Annotated in this window: 13 protein-coding genes; 9 read left to right on the top strand and 4 right to left on the bottom strand. The window is 70.5% G+C overall.

The genetic code is table 11. The features are described from left to right. Window positions 1-73: 73 nt before the first annotated feature. From ACFWP5_RS47440 to ACFWP5_RS47470, 7 genes are all read left to right on the top strand, one after another. The gene (locus ACFWP5_RS47440) at window positions 74-1,636 is read left to right on the top strand and encodes a carboxylesterase/lipase family protein (protein ID WP_384172020.1); all 1,563 of its coding nucleotides are present in this window, start codon (window positions 74-76) and stop codon (window positions 1,634-1,636) included. A 228-nt stretch (window positions 1,637-1,864) separates the two neighbouring features. Next, window positions 1,865-2,212 carry a hypothetical protein gene (locus tag ACFWP5_RS47445; protein ID WP_384171980.1) on the top strand — a complete coding sequence of 116 codons (348 nt, stop codon included), beginning with the start codon at window positions 1,865-1,867 and terminating at the stop codon, window positions 2,210-2,212. Window positions 2,213-2,321: 109 nt separating this feature from the next. Further along, window positions 2,322-3,212 (top strand): hypothetical protein, encoded by an 891-nt coding sequence (locus tag ACFWP5_RS47450; RefSeq protein ID WP_384171987.1) that lies wholly within the window; start codon window positions 2,322-2,324, stop codon window positions 3,210-3,212. A gap of 113 nt (window positions 3,213-3,325) precedes the next feature. Continuing rightward, complete coding sequence (locus ACFWP5_RS47455; protein WP_384171990.1) at window positions 3,326-4,138, top strand: SAM-dependent methyltransferase; 813 nt, start codon at window positions 3,326-3,328, stop codon at window positions 4,136-4,138. Window positions 4,139-4,178: 40 nt separating this feature from the next. After that, complete coding sequence (locus ACFWP5_RS47460) at window positions 4,179-5,582, top strand: glutamine synthetase family protein (RefSeq protein ID WP_384171993.1); 1,404 nt, start codon at window positions 4,179-4,181, stop codon at window positions 5,580-5,582. 2 nt (window positions 5,583-5,584) lie between these two features. After that, window positions 5,585-6,724: an amidohydrolase family protein gene (locus ACFWP5_RS47465; RefSeq protein ID WP_384171996.1), complete on the top strand. Its 1,140-nt coding sequence runs from the start codon at window positions 5,585-5,587 to the stop codon at window positions 6,722-6,724. Between the two features lie 24 nt (window positions 6,725-6,748). Then, a complete protein-coding gene (locus tag ACFWP5_RS47470; protein ID WP_384171999.1) occupies window positions 6,749-7,276 on the top strand; it encodes an NUDIX hydrolase family protein in 528 nt (175 codons plus the stop codon). 9 nt (window positions 7,277-7,285) lie between these two features. Here the strand turns inward: ACFWP5_RS47470 and ACFWP5_RS47475 are convergent, their stop codons facing one another. Continuing rightward, window positions 7,286-8,137, bottom strand: coding sequence for a carbohydrate ABC transporter permease (locus ACFWP5_RS47475; protein WP_384172002.1), 852 nt, complete (start codon window positions 8,135-8,137; stop codon window positions 7,286-7,288). Window positions 8,138-8,244: 107 nt separating this feature from the next. Here ACFWP5_RS47475 and ACFWP5_RS47480 point away from each other — a divergent pair, with 107 nt between their 5' ends. Both ACFWP5_RS47480 and purU read left to right on the top strand, forming a co-directional pair. Beyond that, window positions 8,245-9,129, top strand: a complete 885-nt coding sequence (locus tag ACFWP5_RS47480) for a methylenetetrahydrofolate reductase (RefSeq protein WP_384172005.1) — start codon at window positions 8,245-8,247, stop codon at window positions 9,127-9,129. Further along, window positions 9,126-10,031 carry a formyltetrahydrofolate deformylase gene (purU, locus tag ACFWP5_RS47485; RefSeq protein ID WP_384172008.1) on the top strand — a complete coding sequence of 302 codons (906 nt, stop codon included), beginning with the start codon at window positions 9,126-9,128 and terminating at the stop codon, window positions 10,029-10,031. The genes ACFWP5_RS47480 and purU overlap by 4 nt, the downstream gene beginning before the upstream one ends. 75 nt (window positions 10,032-10,106) lie before the next feature. On the opposite strand, the gene ACFWP5_RS47490 is transcribed toward purU, so the two are convergent. From ACFWP5_RS47490 to ACFWP5_RS47500, 3 genes are all read right to left on the bottom strand, one after another. Beyond that, entirely contained in the window at window positions 10,107-11,882 is a 1,776-nt protein-coding gene (locus ACFWP5_RS47490) for a tannase/feruloyl esterase family alpha/beta hydrolase (protein ID WP_384172011.1), read from the bottom strand. Window positions 11,883-12,144: 262 nt separating this feature from the next. Beyond that, window positions 12,145-12,756, bottom strand: a complete 612-nt coding sequence (locus ACFWP5_RS47495; protein ID WP_384172014.1) for a sarcosine oxidase subunit gamma — start codon at window positions 12,754-12,756, stop codon at window positions 12,145-12,147. Then, the coding region (locus ACFWP5_RS47500; protein WP_384172017.1) for a 2Fe-2S iron-sulfur cluster-binding protein at window positions 12,749-15,659 on the bottom strand (2,911 nt) is incomplete at its 5' end. The genes ACFWP5_RS47495 and ACFWP5_RS47500, both read right to left, overlap by 8 nt.

The raw sequence follows: 15,659 nt of genomic DNA on the forward strand, positions 1-15,659 counted from the left end.
GTCCCGCGTCGTGCGGGACGGCGACCGCCCTCCGCATACCCGCACTTCCCCGGCACACAGCGAGGAGTCCACGATGACGACGCCCAACTCCCGTGACACGGCGGCGGGTTCGGCCGGCGCACCCGTGGTGCGATGCGGAGCCGGTGCGGTGCGGGGGCGGCTGGAGGACGGGCTGGCGGTCTTCCGGGGTATCCCGTTCGCCGAACCGCCTGTCGGGGAGGCCCGGTTCCAGGCACCGCGACCCGTGCGCGGCTGGGACGGCGTACGCGAGGCCATTGACTTCGGGCCGCCGCCCCCGCAGGAGTCCGGATTCCAGGGCCGCCGGGGCGTGTTGGAGGCTGCGACGGGTGACGACTGGCTGACCGTCAACGTGTGGACACCGGCTCCCGATCCGGCGGCCCGCCGGCCGGTCATGGTGTGGATCTACGGCGGCGCGTACAAGTTGGGACACGCGGGCAGCCCCGGCTACGACGCGCAGCGCATCGCCCGCGACGGCGATCTCGTGGTCGTGACCCTCAACTACCGTGTGGGCATTGAGGGGTTCGCCCGGATCGACGGCGCCCCCGCCAACCGCGGGCTGCTCGACCAGGTCGCCGCGCTGGAGTGGGTGCGGGAGAACATCACCGCGTTCGGCGGTGATCCCGAACAGGTCACCGTCTTCGGCGAGTCGGCCGGTGCCGGGTCGGTGGCCTCACTGCTGGTCATGCCGAGCGCCGCCGGACTGTTCCGCCGGGCAATCGCGCAGAGTGTGCCGGGCCCCTTCTTCTCCGACGAGTTGGCCAGGGACATCGCGGCCGCGATCGCCGCCGAGGCGGGACTGCGCCCCACGGCCGCCGACCTCGCGACCGTGGACCCGCGTCAACTGCCCACGGCGGGCGAGACGTTGACCGACAAGATGCACCAGTACGAGGACCGGTGGGGCAGCCTCGCCCACACGCTGAGCCCCTTCGCGCCCGTCGTCGACGGCGAGGTGTTGCCCACCACGCCCTGGCAGGGTGTCGCGGCGGGCGCGGCCCGGGACGTGGAACTGATCCTCGGTCACAACCGGGACGAGTTCCGCCTGTTCACCGCGCTCGGCGGCCAACTCGGGAAGATCACCGATGCGGACGCGGCGTCCGCACTGCGCTGGTTCGGCCCGGGCCCCGATGCCGAACAGGCCTATCGCAGCGCCTTCCCGAGCGCCTCACCGGGCGAGCTGTACGAACTCGTCCACTCCGACCGGGTGTTCCGCATGCCCTGCCTCCACCTGGCGGACGCGCAGGTCGCCGTCGGTGGTCGCGTGTACGTCTACGAACTCACCTGGCCGGCCCCGGGGTTGGGCGGCGTACTGGGCGCCTGCCACGGCCTCGACATCCCCCTGCTGTTCGGCACGTTCACCGCCGACCTGGGCAATCTGCTGTTCGCCGACGTCGAGCCCTCCCCCGAGGCGCTGGCACTGTCGTCCCGTTTCCGCGCGTCCTGGACGGCGTTCGCGAGGACGGGCGACCCGGGCTGGCCCGCGTACGACACCGAGCGGCGTTCGGTGCAGGTGCTCGACGCGGAGTCCGTGGTCACGGCGTATCCGGAGGAGGCCTCGCGGCGGCTGTGGGAGGGGCATGCCTTCGGCGCGCTGACGTTGGCCGAGCAACCCGGGTAACACGTCTGCCTTGGCGGGCGCGAGGTCGCCCGCGATCGGCGAGGTGAGGTGCTGCGGTCGGTGGCGTCGCGCGGGCGTGGACAGCCCCTCCTGGCGGCACGCCCGTCTCCCCCGTCACCTCACCCTCCCAAGTCCTCACCCTCGAGTTGCCGTACGACGTTTGGCGTTGTGCGCTGGAGGCGCTGCTTCGCTGTTCGACCGACCGTCCCCAAGACGGAGGAACCTGCCATGCCCGCGGAACCCCGAGCCGTGCCGGAGACCTTCGCGTTCACCTGTGGTGACTGCGGCCACAGCTGGGAGGCCACCTTCCAGGTGATGTTCTTCACCAACCCGACCGACGCCACCGGCCTGACCACGCAGGAGTACGTCGACGAGGAGGGGAAGGCCCTCAGGTCACCCCTCGCCGACGCGATCTGCCCCAAGTGCGGCGGGCGCACGGTGCAGGTGCTGGAGGCCGGGCTCGCGGCACGGGCTCGCCGCGCGGAACACGAACCCCGGCCGCCGCACGAGCACCACGAGCACCGTCTGCATCTGCCGCACCGGCATTCCGGCCCGCCTGAGGACGAGACGCGCTGACGGGCCCCCTACCCGCCGTGACTCACCCGTACGGCCCCCTGCACTGGAGGCCCTGACCCCCCAATGGTGCGCTGGGGAGCGACCTGCCACTCCCCCTGGAGGCCCCGTCATGCACCGTCGCCCGCCCTCCCGACCCGGCCGTCCCGCCCGTGTCCTCGCCTCGGCCCTTGCCGCAGGCGCCCTGCTGACCTGTGCGGCCTGCTCCGGCGGAGGCAACAGCGGCGGCAGTGACGCGGAGCGCGACAGCGCCTCGGACGTCGCCGCCTCCCCCCTCGCCGCCGAGTCCCCGCTCGCCTCACCCCGTATCGGGAAATCCGCCTCACCCCGCGCCGAGAAGTCCGCCGCACCCGTCCTCACCCCGGCCGGAGCCACATCCGCGCTGATCACCGAGGCCGACCTCGAAGACAGCTGGACGCAGGTCAAGGACGCTGCCGGCTGGGGCGACAAGCTGGTCATCGGCAAGGTCGACGTCGCCGACTTCCTCACCGCGAAGACGAACGCCGCCGACTGTCAGAAACTGCTCGGCGCGCTCTACGACGACGACCTCCTCGGCAAGCCGTCCGGCGCCTCCGCGCTGACCGGGTTCGAGCAGGGCAACTCCCGTCTGCTGTACCAGGTCGCCGCCTACGACCGGGCCAAGCTCGGCGCCTCCCTGAGCTGGCTGAAGACGCTGCCGGTGACGTGCGACCAGTTCACCGCGACCGACTCCAAGGGCGGCCATCGGACGGTCCAGGTCATCGAGAACCCGGTGCCCTCCGTGGGCGACGCCCGCCAGGGGCTGCAGGTCACCGTCACGGGCACGAGCGGCAATGAACCCACCACGCTCACCCTGCAGTTGGCCGTCGTCCGGGTCGGCACCGACGCGATCACCGTCACCTCCGGCGGCCTCGACGGCACGGAGACCGACACGACCAAGGCCGCCGTGCAGAACGGCACCGCGCACCTGAAGGACGTCCTGGCCGGACGGACACCGCCCGCCCAACCCGGCAACCTGGGCTGACAGTTCACCGTTTCCGAAGAACATTCGCCCCGATCGTCGCGAACCCCTGGGCCGAGTGATCACCTGACGGCACAATGGCGTTGACGGCCGCACGGGCGACAAGGAGCGAAGACGTGAGTGACAGCGACACCCCGGCAGAGGGACCGACCCGGCTCAACACCGGTGTGGCGCACAACGCGCGCGTGTGGAACTACTGGATCGGCGGCAAGGACAACTACGAGATCGACCAGCAGGTCGGCGAGCACGTCGCCGGAATGTTCCCGGTGATCCGTGAAGTGGCGCGCGCGGACCGGGACTTCCTCGGCCGCGCGGTGCGGTTCCTCGCAACCGAGCGCGGGGTACGGCAGTTCCTCGACATCGGGACCGGGCTGCCGACGGTCGACAACACCCACGAGATCGCCCAGCGCGTCGCACCCGACGCACGCATCGTCTACGTCGACAACGACCCGCTGGTGCTGATCCACGCCCGCACGCTGCTGACGAGCACCCGCGAGGGCGTCACCGACTACATCGACGCGGACGTGCACGACCCGGCGGCGATCGTCCAACGGGCCGCCGACACCCTGGACTTCGACCGTCCCATCGCGGTGATGATGCTGGGCATCCTCAACTTCATCCTCGACACCGAGGACGCCCGGAACGTCGTACGCAAGGTCATGGCCGCGGTCCCCTCGGGCAGTTTCCTCGTGCTGACTCACCCGACCTTCGACGCCGACCTCGGCGGTGAGGGCAACGTCCCGGCGATGACGTTCTGGAACGAGAACGCCACTCCCCCGATCACCGCCCGCAGCCGCGAGGACGTCGCCGCGTTCTTCGAGGGGCTCGACCTCCTCGACCCCGGCCTGGTGCCGTGCTCGTTGTGGCGCCCGGACTCCGACTCCCCGGCCGTGGTACCGCAGTTCGGAGCGGTGGCCGTGAAACCCTGACGGCTACGCCGACCGTGCAGGACGCGACCGTGGAGGACGTATGACCACCCTTGCCGACCCCCTGCCCGGCGGCCGTCCCGGTGAGGTCGAGCGCGCCACCGCGCTGGCCGCGGAGCTGACCGGGCGGGGTGTGCACGGGATCGTCCTGGCCTACGTCGACACCGCGGGCGTGGGCCGGGTGAAGACGGTCCCGACCGCGAAGCTCGCCTCGGCGGCGGCCTGGGGCGTCGGCATGTCCCCGGTGTTCGACACGTTCCTGGCGAACGACTCCATCGTCACCACGGACATCCTCGGTTCCCCGGACGGCGATCTGCGCCTCTACCCCGACCTCGACCACCTGGCCATCCTGTCCGGACAGCCCGGCTGGGCCTGGGCCCCGGTCGACCGCGTCACCCAGGAGGGCGAGCGGCACCCCGGCTGCACCCGCACCTTCCTGCGCCGTACGGTCGTGGACGCGCAGCGGCGGCACGGGCTCACCTTCCGGGCGGGCATCGAGATCGAGTGGTCACTCGGCCTGGCCACGGCACCCGACGGCGCGTTCGTCCCCGCCACCTCGGGACCGGCCTACGGCGCGGCCCGCCAGGTCGAACTGAGCGACTACGGCGCCGAGTTGCTGTCCGCCCTGGCGACGCAGGGCGTGGACGTGGACCAGTTCCATCCCGAGTACGCGGCCGGTCAGTTCGAACTGTCGGTGGGCGCGCTCGACCCGGTGGCGGCGGCCGACCGCAGTGTCCTCGTACGGCAGACCGTCCGCGCGGTGTCCGGGCGGCACGGCCTGCGCGCCTCGTTTGCGCCCGCCGTCTTCGCGCAGGGCGTCGGCAACGGCGGCCACATCCACCTCTCCGCCTGGCGCGACGGCGCCAACCTGCACACCGGGGGCGACCGTCGCTACGGCATGACGGCCGACGCCGAGTCGTTCGCGGCCGGTGTCCTCGCCCATCTCCCGGCCCTCACCGCCGTGACCGCACCGAGCCCGGCCAGCTACTTCCGCCTCCAACCCTCCCAGTGGGCAGGGGTGTTCACCGCCTGGGGCCGCGAGACCCGTGAGGCGGCGGTACGCGTCGTCACCGGCACGGCAGGGCAGCGCGCCCAGGCGGCGAACCTGGAGGTCAAGCCGGTCGACCTGGCCGCCAACCCCTATCTCGCCCTCGGCTGCCTGATCGCCGCGGGCCTCGACGGCCTGACCTCGTCCACCGCCCTGCGCGAGGAGACCACCGGCGACCCCGCACACCTCGGCGCTTCGGAGGCGACGGCCCGTGGCGTACGACGGTTGCCGGCCTCCCTCGCCGAGGCGGTCGCCGAGTTCCGCAAGGACGAGCACCTGCGGGCCGCGCTCGGGCCGGTCCTCGCCGACGCCGTGATCGCCGTACGGCAGGGCGAGATCGCGGCCGTGGCCGAGCTGGACGACGAGCGGATCGCGGCGGCATACCGCTGGAAGTACTGACGATGGGCACCGGACCGGTCCACGAGGCGCTCGCCGCACTGGAGTTGGTGGACCACCACTGCCACGGAGTCGTCACCGACGACCTGGACCGGCCGGCCTTCGAGTCGCTGCTCACCGAGGGCGACCTCTGGCCCGGCAGCGGAATCTCGCCGTTCGACAGCCCGGTCGGAATCGCCGTACGCCGTTACTGCGCACCGGTGTTGGACCTGGAGCGGCACGCACCCGCCGACGAATACCTCGCCCGGCGCGCAGAGTTGGGCCCGCACGAAGTCAACCGGCGCTTCCTGGCCGCCGCGGGCACCGGCGTCTTCTGCGTCGACACGGGATTCGCCCCGCACCGCATCACGACGCCCACGCAACTCGCGGAGGCGGCGGGCGCCGTAGCCCATGAGGTCGTACGACTCGAAGCCGTCGCGGAGTCCGTGGTCGCGCGGGGTGTGGAGCCGGACGGGTACGCCGACGCGTTCCGGGCCGCCGTGCTGGACGCGGTGCGGCGGCCGGGGGTGGTGGCGGTGAAGTCGGTGGCCGCGTACCGCACGGGGTTCGATCTCGACCCGGCCAGGCCCTCGGAGGTGGAGGTGACCCGGGCGGCGCGCGCCTGGCCGGCCCGTGGCGGGCGGCTCGAAGACCCGGTCCTGGTACGGCAGTTGCTGTGGACCGCGGTCGACCTGGGGCTCCCCCTCCAACTGCACACGGGCTTCGGCGACAACGACATCCGGCTGCACCGCACGGACCCCGCCCTGCTGACGGACTGGCTGCACCTGATCTCCGGGACGATCCCGGTACTGCTTCTGCACTGCTGGCCGTATCAGCGTCAGGCCGGCTACCTGGCCGCCGTCTTCGAACACGTGTACCTGGACGTGGGGCTCACCCTGCACCATGTGGGCCCCGTCCGGGCGCGGGCGGTGCTGGCGGAGGCGATGGAGATCACACCGTTCCGCAAACTGCTGTACAGCTCCGACGCCTACGGTGTCGCCGAGTTCTACGGGCTCGGCGCGCTGGCGTTCCGCCGGGGCCTTGGGGATCTGCTCCAGGACCGGGTGGACGCCGACGAACTGGGCCTGCCCGACGCGCTGCGACTGGCACGCTGGGCGGGGGCCGACAATGCCCGCCGGGTCTACCGGCTATCCGACGGACACTGAAAGTATGATCAAGCAATGTCTGACATGACCGATACCACGCCCGGTTGGCTGTCCGCCGACGACCTCGAACAGGCACGCGCCCGCATGCCGATCCTCTACGTCGAAGCGGTGCCCGTCCGCGTCGACGACAGCGGGGAGGTGACGAGCATCGGACTGCTGCTGCGCATCGGCCCCGACGGCACCGTCAACCGCACCCTCGTCTCCGGCCGCGTGCTGCACCACGAGCGGGTCCGCGACGCCCTCCTGCGCCACCTGGAGAAGGACCTCGGCCCGGTCGCGCTGCCGCGCATCCCGGCCTCGCTGCAGCCGTTCACCGTCGCCGAGTACTTCCCGACGCACGGCGTCACCCCGTACCACGATCCCCGCCAGCACGCGGTGTCCCTCGCCTACGTCGTGCCGGTCACCGGTGACTGCCGGCCCCGCCAGGACGCCCTCGACCTCGTCTGGTTCAGCCCCCAGGAGGCCGCCTCGGCGGCACTGCGCAGCGAAATGCCGGGCGGACACGGGGTGTTGCTCAAGCAGGCGCTGGCGCACGTGGGTTGTGTGTCCTGACAGGGACGCTCAGCCCGTGACACCTCCCTCTGTGAGGCCCGCGAGGACGCGGCGCTGCAGGACGAGGTAGACGAGGACGAGCGGCAGGCTGGTCAGCACCACATGGGCGAACACCAGGTTCCAGCTGACCCCGTGCGTGGACGAGGAGGCGAAGGAGTACAACGTCAGCGGCAGCGTGGCCGACTGGGAGCCACGCAGCAGGAACAGGGCGAAGTAGAAGTCGTTCCAGACCGAGATGATCAGCATGACCGCACCGGTGAAGAGCACCGGGGTGAGCACGGGCAGCACGATCCGCCAGTAGATCTGCCACTTGTTCGCCCCGTCCAGCTGCGCGGCCTCCTCGAAGTCGTGCGGAAGGGTGCGAACGAAGCCGGTGGCCAGGAAGATCACCACACCGAGCCGGGTGCCGGCGATCACCAGCATGTAGCCGAGGCGCGATCCGTTGAGGCCGAGCTGGGTGAGGACGTAGATGGTCGGGATGATCGCCGGGGGCAGCACGATCGACAGCGCGGACGTGTAGTACGCGAACCGCAGCGTCCGCGAGTCGGAACGGGCGTATGCCCAGGCCGCCATGGAGCCGAGCAGCAGTACCGCGAGGATCGTCGGGACGGCCAGCAGCGCGCTGTTGCGCAGGCCGGTGACGTACGAGCCCTTGTCGATCACCGTGTGGTAGTTGGCGCCCGCGCTCCAGTGGTCGGGCCAGCTCATCGACAGGACGCTCGCATCGCCCTCCGTCTTGAGGGAGTTGACGATCAGCAGCCAGAACGGGACGAGGATCCAGGGGATCGCGAAGAGGGTGAGCCCCACATACCGGGCAACTCCCCTGATCTTGCGGGCAGTTCCGCTTGTTCTTACTGCCATGGTGCTCACATCGGCACCTCCCGTCGGCGCAGCCGTGAGCTTCGTCCTGAACGACGATCCGAACCAGACGATCTCGGCGGCCACGCGCGACGTGAACAAGGAGCACCATGGATTCCGTCTCCACGGCCCCGACTTCGGCTGTCTCCTCCTTGCTGGAGGACTTCTCCCTTGAGATGACGGGGAGGGACGTCGCCAAGCTGGAAGAAGCCCGCGACACCATCCCGCCCGGCACCCGTATCAACGTCACCTTCCTCGGCAACGAGGACCTGGCCCTGCGGGTGACCGCCGCCCGGGCGGTCAGGGGTCTCGGGTTCGTCCCCGTGCCCCATATATCCGCCCGACGGCTGTCGTCCCAGGCCGAGTTGGAGGAGTTCCTCAGCGCGCTCCAGGCCGACGGCACCGGCGACAACGTGTTCGTCGTCGGCGGCGATCCCGTCAAGTCCCATGGCCCGTACGAGGATTCACTGGCCGTGATCCGCTCCGGGCTGTTGCAGAAGTACGGTGTCCGGCACGTCGGCTTCAGCGGTTATCCCGAGGGCCACCCGGCCATCACCGACCCCGTTCTCTGGTCCGCCATCGAGGACAAGGCCGGTGCACTGGCCCAACAGGGCCTCCCCGGCAGTGTCATCACCCAGTTCGGCTTCGACAGTGCCCCCGTCCTCGCCTGGGTCGAGGCGGTACGCGACCGGGGTATCGGCCTCCCGATCCGCATCGGCGTGCCCGGACCGGCGGGGGTGCGGCGGCTGTTGTCGTACGCGAGCCGCTTCGGTGTCGGGACGAGTGCGGGGATCGCGAAGAAGTACGGATTCTCGCTCACCAACCTGATGGGTACGGCGGGCCCGGACCGTTTCGTCCGTGCGCTGGCACAGGGCTACGACGCCGGTCGTCACGGCGAACTCCGGCTGCACTTATACACGTTCGGCGGTCTGAAGGCCACGTCCGAGTGGGTCGCCGGCTTCCGTGCCGAGGGGAACCGAGGAGAGCTGACATGACAGTCACCCAGGAGACGCCGACGCGTACCGTCACCCGCGAGTCCGCTCCGCTGCATGCCTCTCTGATCGTCAAAGGCAGGGATCGGACCGGGATCGTCGCCTCGGTCGGTGCGCTGCTCAGCAGCCACGGCGCGAACATCGTGTCCCTCGACCAGTACTCCGACAATCCGCAGGGCGGGGCGTTCTTCCAGCGGACGGTGTTCAGTCTCGACAACCCTCAGGCCGTGCTCCCGGCCATCGAGCACGATCTGCGGGATCGGCTGACGACGGACTTCGAGCTGGAGTTCATGGTGCGGGACATGTCGCTGCCCAAGCGCGTGGCGATCTTCGCGTCGAAGTCGGACCACTGTCTGCTGGACCTGCTGTGGCGGCACCGGCGCGGTCAACTCCCCGTCACCGTCGCCATGGTGATCTCCAATCACCCGGACACGGCGGAGGAGGTCCGGTCGTTCGGCATCCCGTTCTTCCATGTGCCGTCCATGGGCGCGGACAAGTCGGCCGCCGAAGCCGAGCATCTGCGGCTCCTGCGGGGCAACGTCGACTTCGTCGTCCTCGCCCGCTACATGCAGATCCTCTCCGGGGACTTCATCAAGCAGGTCGGCGTGCCGATCATCAACATCCACCACTCCTTCCTGCCGGCCTTCGTCGGCGCGGGCCCGTACGCCAAGGCGAAGGAGCGTGGCGTCAAACTCGTCGGCGCGACGGCCCACTACGTCACCGAGGACCTCGACGAGGGCCCGATCATCGAGCAGGACGTGGTCCGGGTGACCCACGCCCACAACGCCGCCGACCTCCAGCGCCGGGGCGCGGACGTGGAACGGGCGGTGCTCTCCCGCGCGGTGGAGTGGCACAGCCAGGACCGGGTGATCCGGCACGGCAACCACACCATCGTCTTCGCCTAGCGACGTGAACGACAACGCCACGGCCCCCGGTCCGGAACCGGGGGCCGTGGCGTTGTCGTCAGCTTCTGCTGTACGTCAGTTCTTGCCCTTGGTGACGATCCACTTGCCGCCCACCCAGTTGCCGACCGTCTCGTAGCCGGAGCGGAAGGAGCCGAGCCAGTTGAGCTTGAGGTCGGCCTCGGCGGTGGACTTGACGGGGGTGTAGCTGCTCGCGTCCGTGGCCGCGCCGCCCGTGGTGTTTTTGGCGTAGTACGGGAAGGGGTAGACCGGGCGGGAGGCGGTGGTGTTGCCGCTGCTGTCGACCGACTTCGTCGTCAGACTGGCCGGGGCGTCGCCCTTGGTGACCCAGTCGGTGATCGCGGTCAGCGCGTCGAAGGTGTTCGGGCCCTGGCCGCCGCCGCAGTGCGCGACGCCGGGGAGCAGGAACAGCCTGGCGAAGGTCTCGGTGGCCGCCTCGCCGCCCATGACCTTCTCAACTGCCTTGTAGTAGGCCATCGTTCCGACCGACGGGATGTGCTGGTCCCCCAGACCGTGCCAGAGGATCAGCTTGCCGCCGGCCTTGTTGAACGCGGTGAGGTCGGGGTCGGTGGCGTCGTACATGCCCTCGTTCGGTTGCATGACCTTCTTGTAGTAGGCGGCCGTGAACTCGATGTCCTTGTACGTCAGGGTCGGCTGCGGGCTGTCGAAAATCTGGTAGCGCAGGGTCTCCCGGACGAAGCTGATGTCGCCGCTGGCGCCGGTGGCGGTCGCCGGGGTGATGATTCCGGCCCAGTTCAGCTCGGAGCCGCGCAACTGGTAGCCGGGGTACAGGAGTTCGCCGTGTTCGTCGGTCGGTCCGGCGTAGATGCGGCGCAGGGTGGTGACCTGGTCGGCGGTCAGGCAGTACGCGTCGGACGTCGAGGTCCGGCCGGTCTCGCACTGGATGGCGCCCGGGTCCCAGGTGCAGCTCAGCGGATCGGCGATGATGCCGTCGGCGGGGGCGCCGCAGCCCTTGAGCACGGCCTTGTGGAGGTCTGCGAGGTCCGCGTTGGTGATGGTGGCCGGGCCGCCGTCGAGGTACACGGACTGGGCGGTCCAGGCGTGCGAGAAGGTGTTCAGCGCGGTGAAGTTGTTGGCCGGGGCGCCGGCGATGATGCCGTCGAAGTCGGTCGGGTAGCGCTGGGCCTCGGTGAGGGCCTGGTGGCCGCCCTGGGAGCACCCGTCGAAGTAGGAGTGGGTGGCTGCCTGGCCGTAGTACTGCTTGATGACGGCCTTGGCCGCCTGGACCAGTTCGTGGTCGGACTTGTAGCCGAAGTCGGCGCGCAGGGTGGGGTCGGTGGAGAAGAGGCCGCCGCCCTGGTAGTGGCCCTCGTCGCTGGAGGCGACGGCGAAGTCGCCGGTGGTCAGCGGGACGCAGCCGGTCGAGGCGGGGGCGCTGGTGACGCTGGTGTTGCCGCAGAGGCCGCCGCAGCCGACCTGGAGGTAGTTGGCCTGCCAGCCGGTCTCGGGCAGCTTGATCTCGAAGTGGAGTTGCGGGGCGATCACGCCCTTGACATCACAAGCGGCCCAGTTGCCAAGGGTGTTGGCGCTCGCGGCGAGTTCGGTGGCCGAGCTGATCTCGAAGGGCACACCAGGGACGGCACTGGCCAGGTCGAGTTGAGCGACGGCGGAACACGATACGGCCGGCGCGATGCCCGAGGTCGTGGTGCTCGCCGAAACGGCGTCCGCCGAGGCCGAGTTGGAGGCCTGAGCGCCGCCGGTCGTGCTGTTGGCCAGCGCCACACCCGCACCGGTCACCAGTGCGACGGCTGCGGCGAGGGTGGCCATGAAGGTGGCCGAATTCCACCGACACCATCTGAACAGCTTGGGCATGCTGGGTACTCCGTTCGATCGCCGGATCGGGGTTGGTGCGCGAGGAACGTAGCTCGCCGTCAACTTGCAGGCAATGGCTCCGACTGAATTGTTGACGATTTTGTTGAAGGGCCTGGCCGCCTCACCTCCAACTATGCTGACCAGGCCCGGAGCCGCCACGGGCCGCAACGTTAGCTTGCACCGCCTGCTCGAAATCAGCACGAAGGCCGTTCCCCCGGCAACGGGTGAACGGCCTTCAGCGCTCGTTCAGGTGTACGGCCCTTCAGGCCTCCGCGACGTACTCGACGGCCGCGTCCAGCAGCCAGTCCGTCAGATACCCGGCGAAGGACGAGCGGACCAACACCCAGAATCCGGCGCCGGGTTCGTCCCGCGCGACCAGTACGACCTGGGCGCGGGCCAGGGTGGTCTGGGCGCAGCGTCCGGCGGCGAAGGCCCGCGGGTGCAGGTCCAGCGGGCAGCCGTGGGCCAGCAGGTCGCGGGCGTGGGCGCCGGAGACGAGGAGGGTGGTGCGCTGGGCGGAGACGTCGGTGACGGCCACGGGCTCGTCGCCGCTCGCCGCCCGGATCCGGTGCTCCACGTCCCGCTGGGTGTCCGGCGGTCCCACCACCAGCCACTCGTCCGGGCCGAGCCACAGCACGGTCAACTCCCCTGCCCGTACGACCGTGTTGGGCTCAAAAGGCAGGGACAGACCGAGCGCCAGACCTACGGCGTCAGCCGCCGCCCCCTTCGCGTCGAGCCGGACGTTCACCTGGGCCAGGAAGGGGAGTTCGGCCAACCGCACCGCGCCGCCGGAGGAGCGGGTCGTGGCTGCCAGCCGGTCGGCGGCGCCCGCGAGGGGGCTGCGGCGCGGGACTGAAAGGGCGGTGTCAGCCATCGCGGCGGGCTCCCTCGGGGTCGTAGAGGACGGGGCTTGCGACCGTGACCGGGATCAACTGGTCGCCCACCGGGGCGTAGAGGCGTTCGCCGATGCGGTCGCGGCCACCCTTGATCAGGGCGAGGGCGAAGGTGCGACCGAGGGCGGCGCTGCGGTAGCTGGAGGTGACGTGGCCCAGCATCGGGACGGGCGGGGCCGGAAGCACGCTGTCCGCGATCAGTTGGGTGCCCTCGGGGAGGAAGGCGGCGGGGTCGTCGGGGAGCAGGCCGACGAGGTGTTTGCGGTCGGGGCGGACGGCGTCGGCGCGGGCGTAGGAGCGCTTGCCGATGAAGTCGGGCTTCTTCTTCGAGACCGCCCAACTCATGCCGAGATCCTGGGGAGTTACGGTGCCGTCGGTGTCCTGGCCGATGATCGGGTAGCCCTTCTCGGCGCGCAGGACGTGCATGGTCTCGGTGCCGTACGGGGTGATGCCGAAGGGGGCACCGGCCTCGTACAGCGCCTCCCACAGGGCGAGGGCCTCCCACGGCGACACGTTGATCTCGTAGGCGAGTTCGCCGGAGAAGCTGATCCGGCACACCCTGGCCTCGATGCCGGCGACGTTCGTGTCCCGCCAGGCCATGAAGGGGAAGTCGTCGTTGCCGACGGCGAGTTGGGGTGCGAGCGAGCCGAGCACCTCGCGGGAGCGGGGGCCGACCAAGGCGACGGTCGCCCATTGTTCGGTCACCGAGGCGCAGTGGACGCGGAGTTCGGGCCACTCGGTCTGGTGCCACTCCTCCATCCAGTCCAGTACGGCGGCGGCGTTGCCCGTGGTCGTGGTGACCAGGTAGCGGTCCGGCGCGAGGCGGATGGCGGTGCCGTCGTCGAAGACCATGCCGTCCGGGCGGCACATGACGCCGTAACGGATCATGCCGACCTTCAGGTTGCTCATCATGTTGGTGTAGAGCCGGTCGAGGAAGACGGGCGCGTCCGGGCCCTGTACGTCGATCTTGCCGAGGGTGGAACCGTCCATGAAGGCGACACCCTCACGGGCCGCCGCGCACTCGCGCAGGACGGCGGTCTCCATGTCCTCGCCGTCGCGCGGGTAGTACCAGGGCCGCTTCCACTGGCCGACGTTCTCGAAGAGGGCGCCCTGCATGACGTGCCAGTCGTGCAGGGCGGTCGTACGGATCGGGTCGTGCAGCGCGCCCCGGTGGCGGCCGGCGAGGGTCGCGAAGGAGACGGGCGTGTACGGCGGGCGGAATGTCGTCGTGCCGAGCAACGACACGTCCACGCCGAGGAGTTCGGCCACCACACCGCTCGCCAGGACCCCGGAGGTCTTGCCTTGGTCATTGGCCGTGCCGGCCGTCGTGTAGCGCTTGGTGTGTTCCACCGAGCGGAGGCCGGCGGCGGTGGCGCGGGTCAAGTCGGCCATGGTGACGTCGCGTTGGAGGTCTACGAAGCGGGGGGCGTCGGTAGTGCCGGGGACTTGGAAGACGTGCATGGCGGGGGTGTGAGGTTCGGCGGCTGTCACGGGGAGGCGAGGTGTATCGGCGGTGTAGCCCTCGGCCTCGATCGCTCGGGCGCCTGCGGCTGCGCCCTCCGCCAGGACTCCGGCCAGGTCGAAGTCGCCGTTCGCGCTGCCCGCGACCTCTACCAACTGGCGGCAGGTGTCGGGGACGAAGCAGCCGAGCGTGTCGTCGTAGCGGAGTCTGCCGCCTGCCTGGCTGAAGAGGTGGGCGACCGGGTTCCAGCCGCCGGAGACCAGGAGGAGGTCGGCGGCGAACTGCCGTGCCGTGCCCGTGGTTTCGCCGTACGGGGCGACCGTCACGGCGGTCAGGCGTGGGGCGCCCTCGGTGCCTACGACTGCGTGTCCGGTCAGTACCTCGATGCCGGCCTCACGGGCTCGGCCCGCCCACTCCTCCGGCTCCGACGGGCGGGTGTCCACGATCGCCGCGACCGCCACGCCTGCCGCCGCCAGGTCCAACGCGGCTGCGTACGCACTGTCGTTGGTGGTGAAGACGACGGCGCTACGGCCGGGGAGGACACCGTGGCGGTTGACGTACGCGCGGGCCGAGGCGGCGAGCATCACTCCGGGGCGGTCGTTGTCCGCGAAGGCGATCGAGCGTTCGTGGGCGCCGGTCGCCAGGACTACGCGGCGGGCTCGGATGCGCCAGACGCGTTCTCGGGAGACGTGGGATGGGGCTGCTGCGCCGAGGTGGTTGGTGCGGCGTTCTACAGCTAGGAGGTGGTTGTCGTCGTAGTGGCCGAAGACGGTTGTGCGGCGTAGTACGCGGACCTCGGGTGCGGTGGTGAGCTGGTCGCTCAACTCGGCTGCCCAGTCGAGGTGTTGGGCCGTGTCCAGCAGGCTGCCGCCCAGATCGGGGCGGTCGTCGGCGAGGATTACCCGGGCTCCGCTGCGGGCGGCGGCGGCCGCGGCTGCGAGGCCGGCTGGGCCTGCGCCGACCACGAGGAGGTCGCAGTGGGCGTGGGCCGCGTCGTAACGGGCGGGGTCCGGCTCGGTGGCCAGGCGGCCCTGGCCGGGGAGGCTGGTGGCGACCAGGCCGTCGTAGAGCTCGACCGTTGTCGCGGGGAGCATCGGCTCGGGGAAGGGGGCCTCGATCTGGATGACGGCGTTGGGTTCTTCGACGCCCGCCGTGAAGATGCCTCGGGGGCGGCCGAGTTTGATGCTGGTGCCGGTTTGGATGACGCCGTTTGCGAGGAGGGCGGAGGCGAGGGTGTCGCCCTTGTAGCCCTGGTATTCGGTGCCGTCGAAGGTGAAGGTGAGGGGGGTGTCGCGGTGGATTCGGCCGTGGGTGGGGTGGCGGAACGGATGGGTCTCGCCCCCGCCGCCCCTACCCGTCCCATCCCCCAGGGGCTCTGCCCCTTCGACCCCGCTCCGCGGGGGGGGGGGGCGCCCCCGCCCC

This window comes from Streptomyces sp. NPDC058469, from assembly GCF_042721125.1.
In the GTDB taxonomy this organism is placed as follows: domain Bacteria; phylum Actinomycetota; class Actinomycetes; order Streptomycetales; family Streptomycetaceae; genus Streptomyces.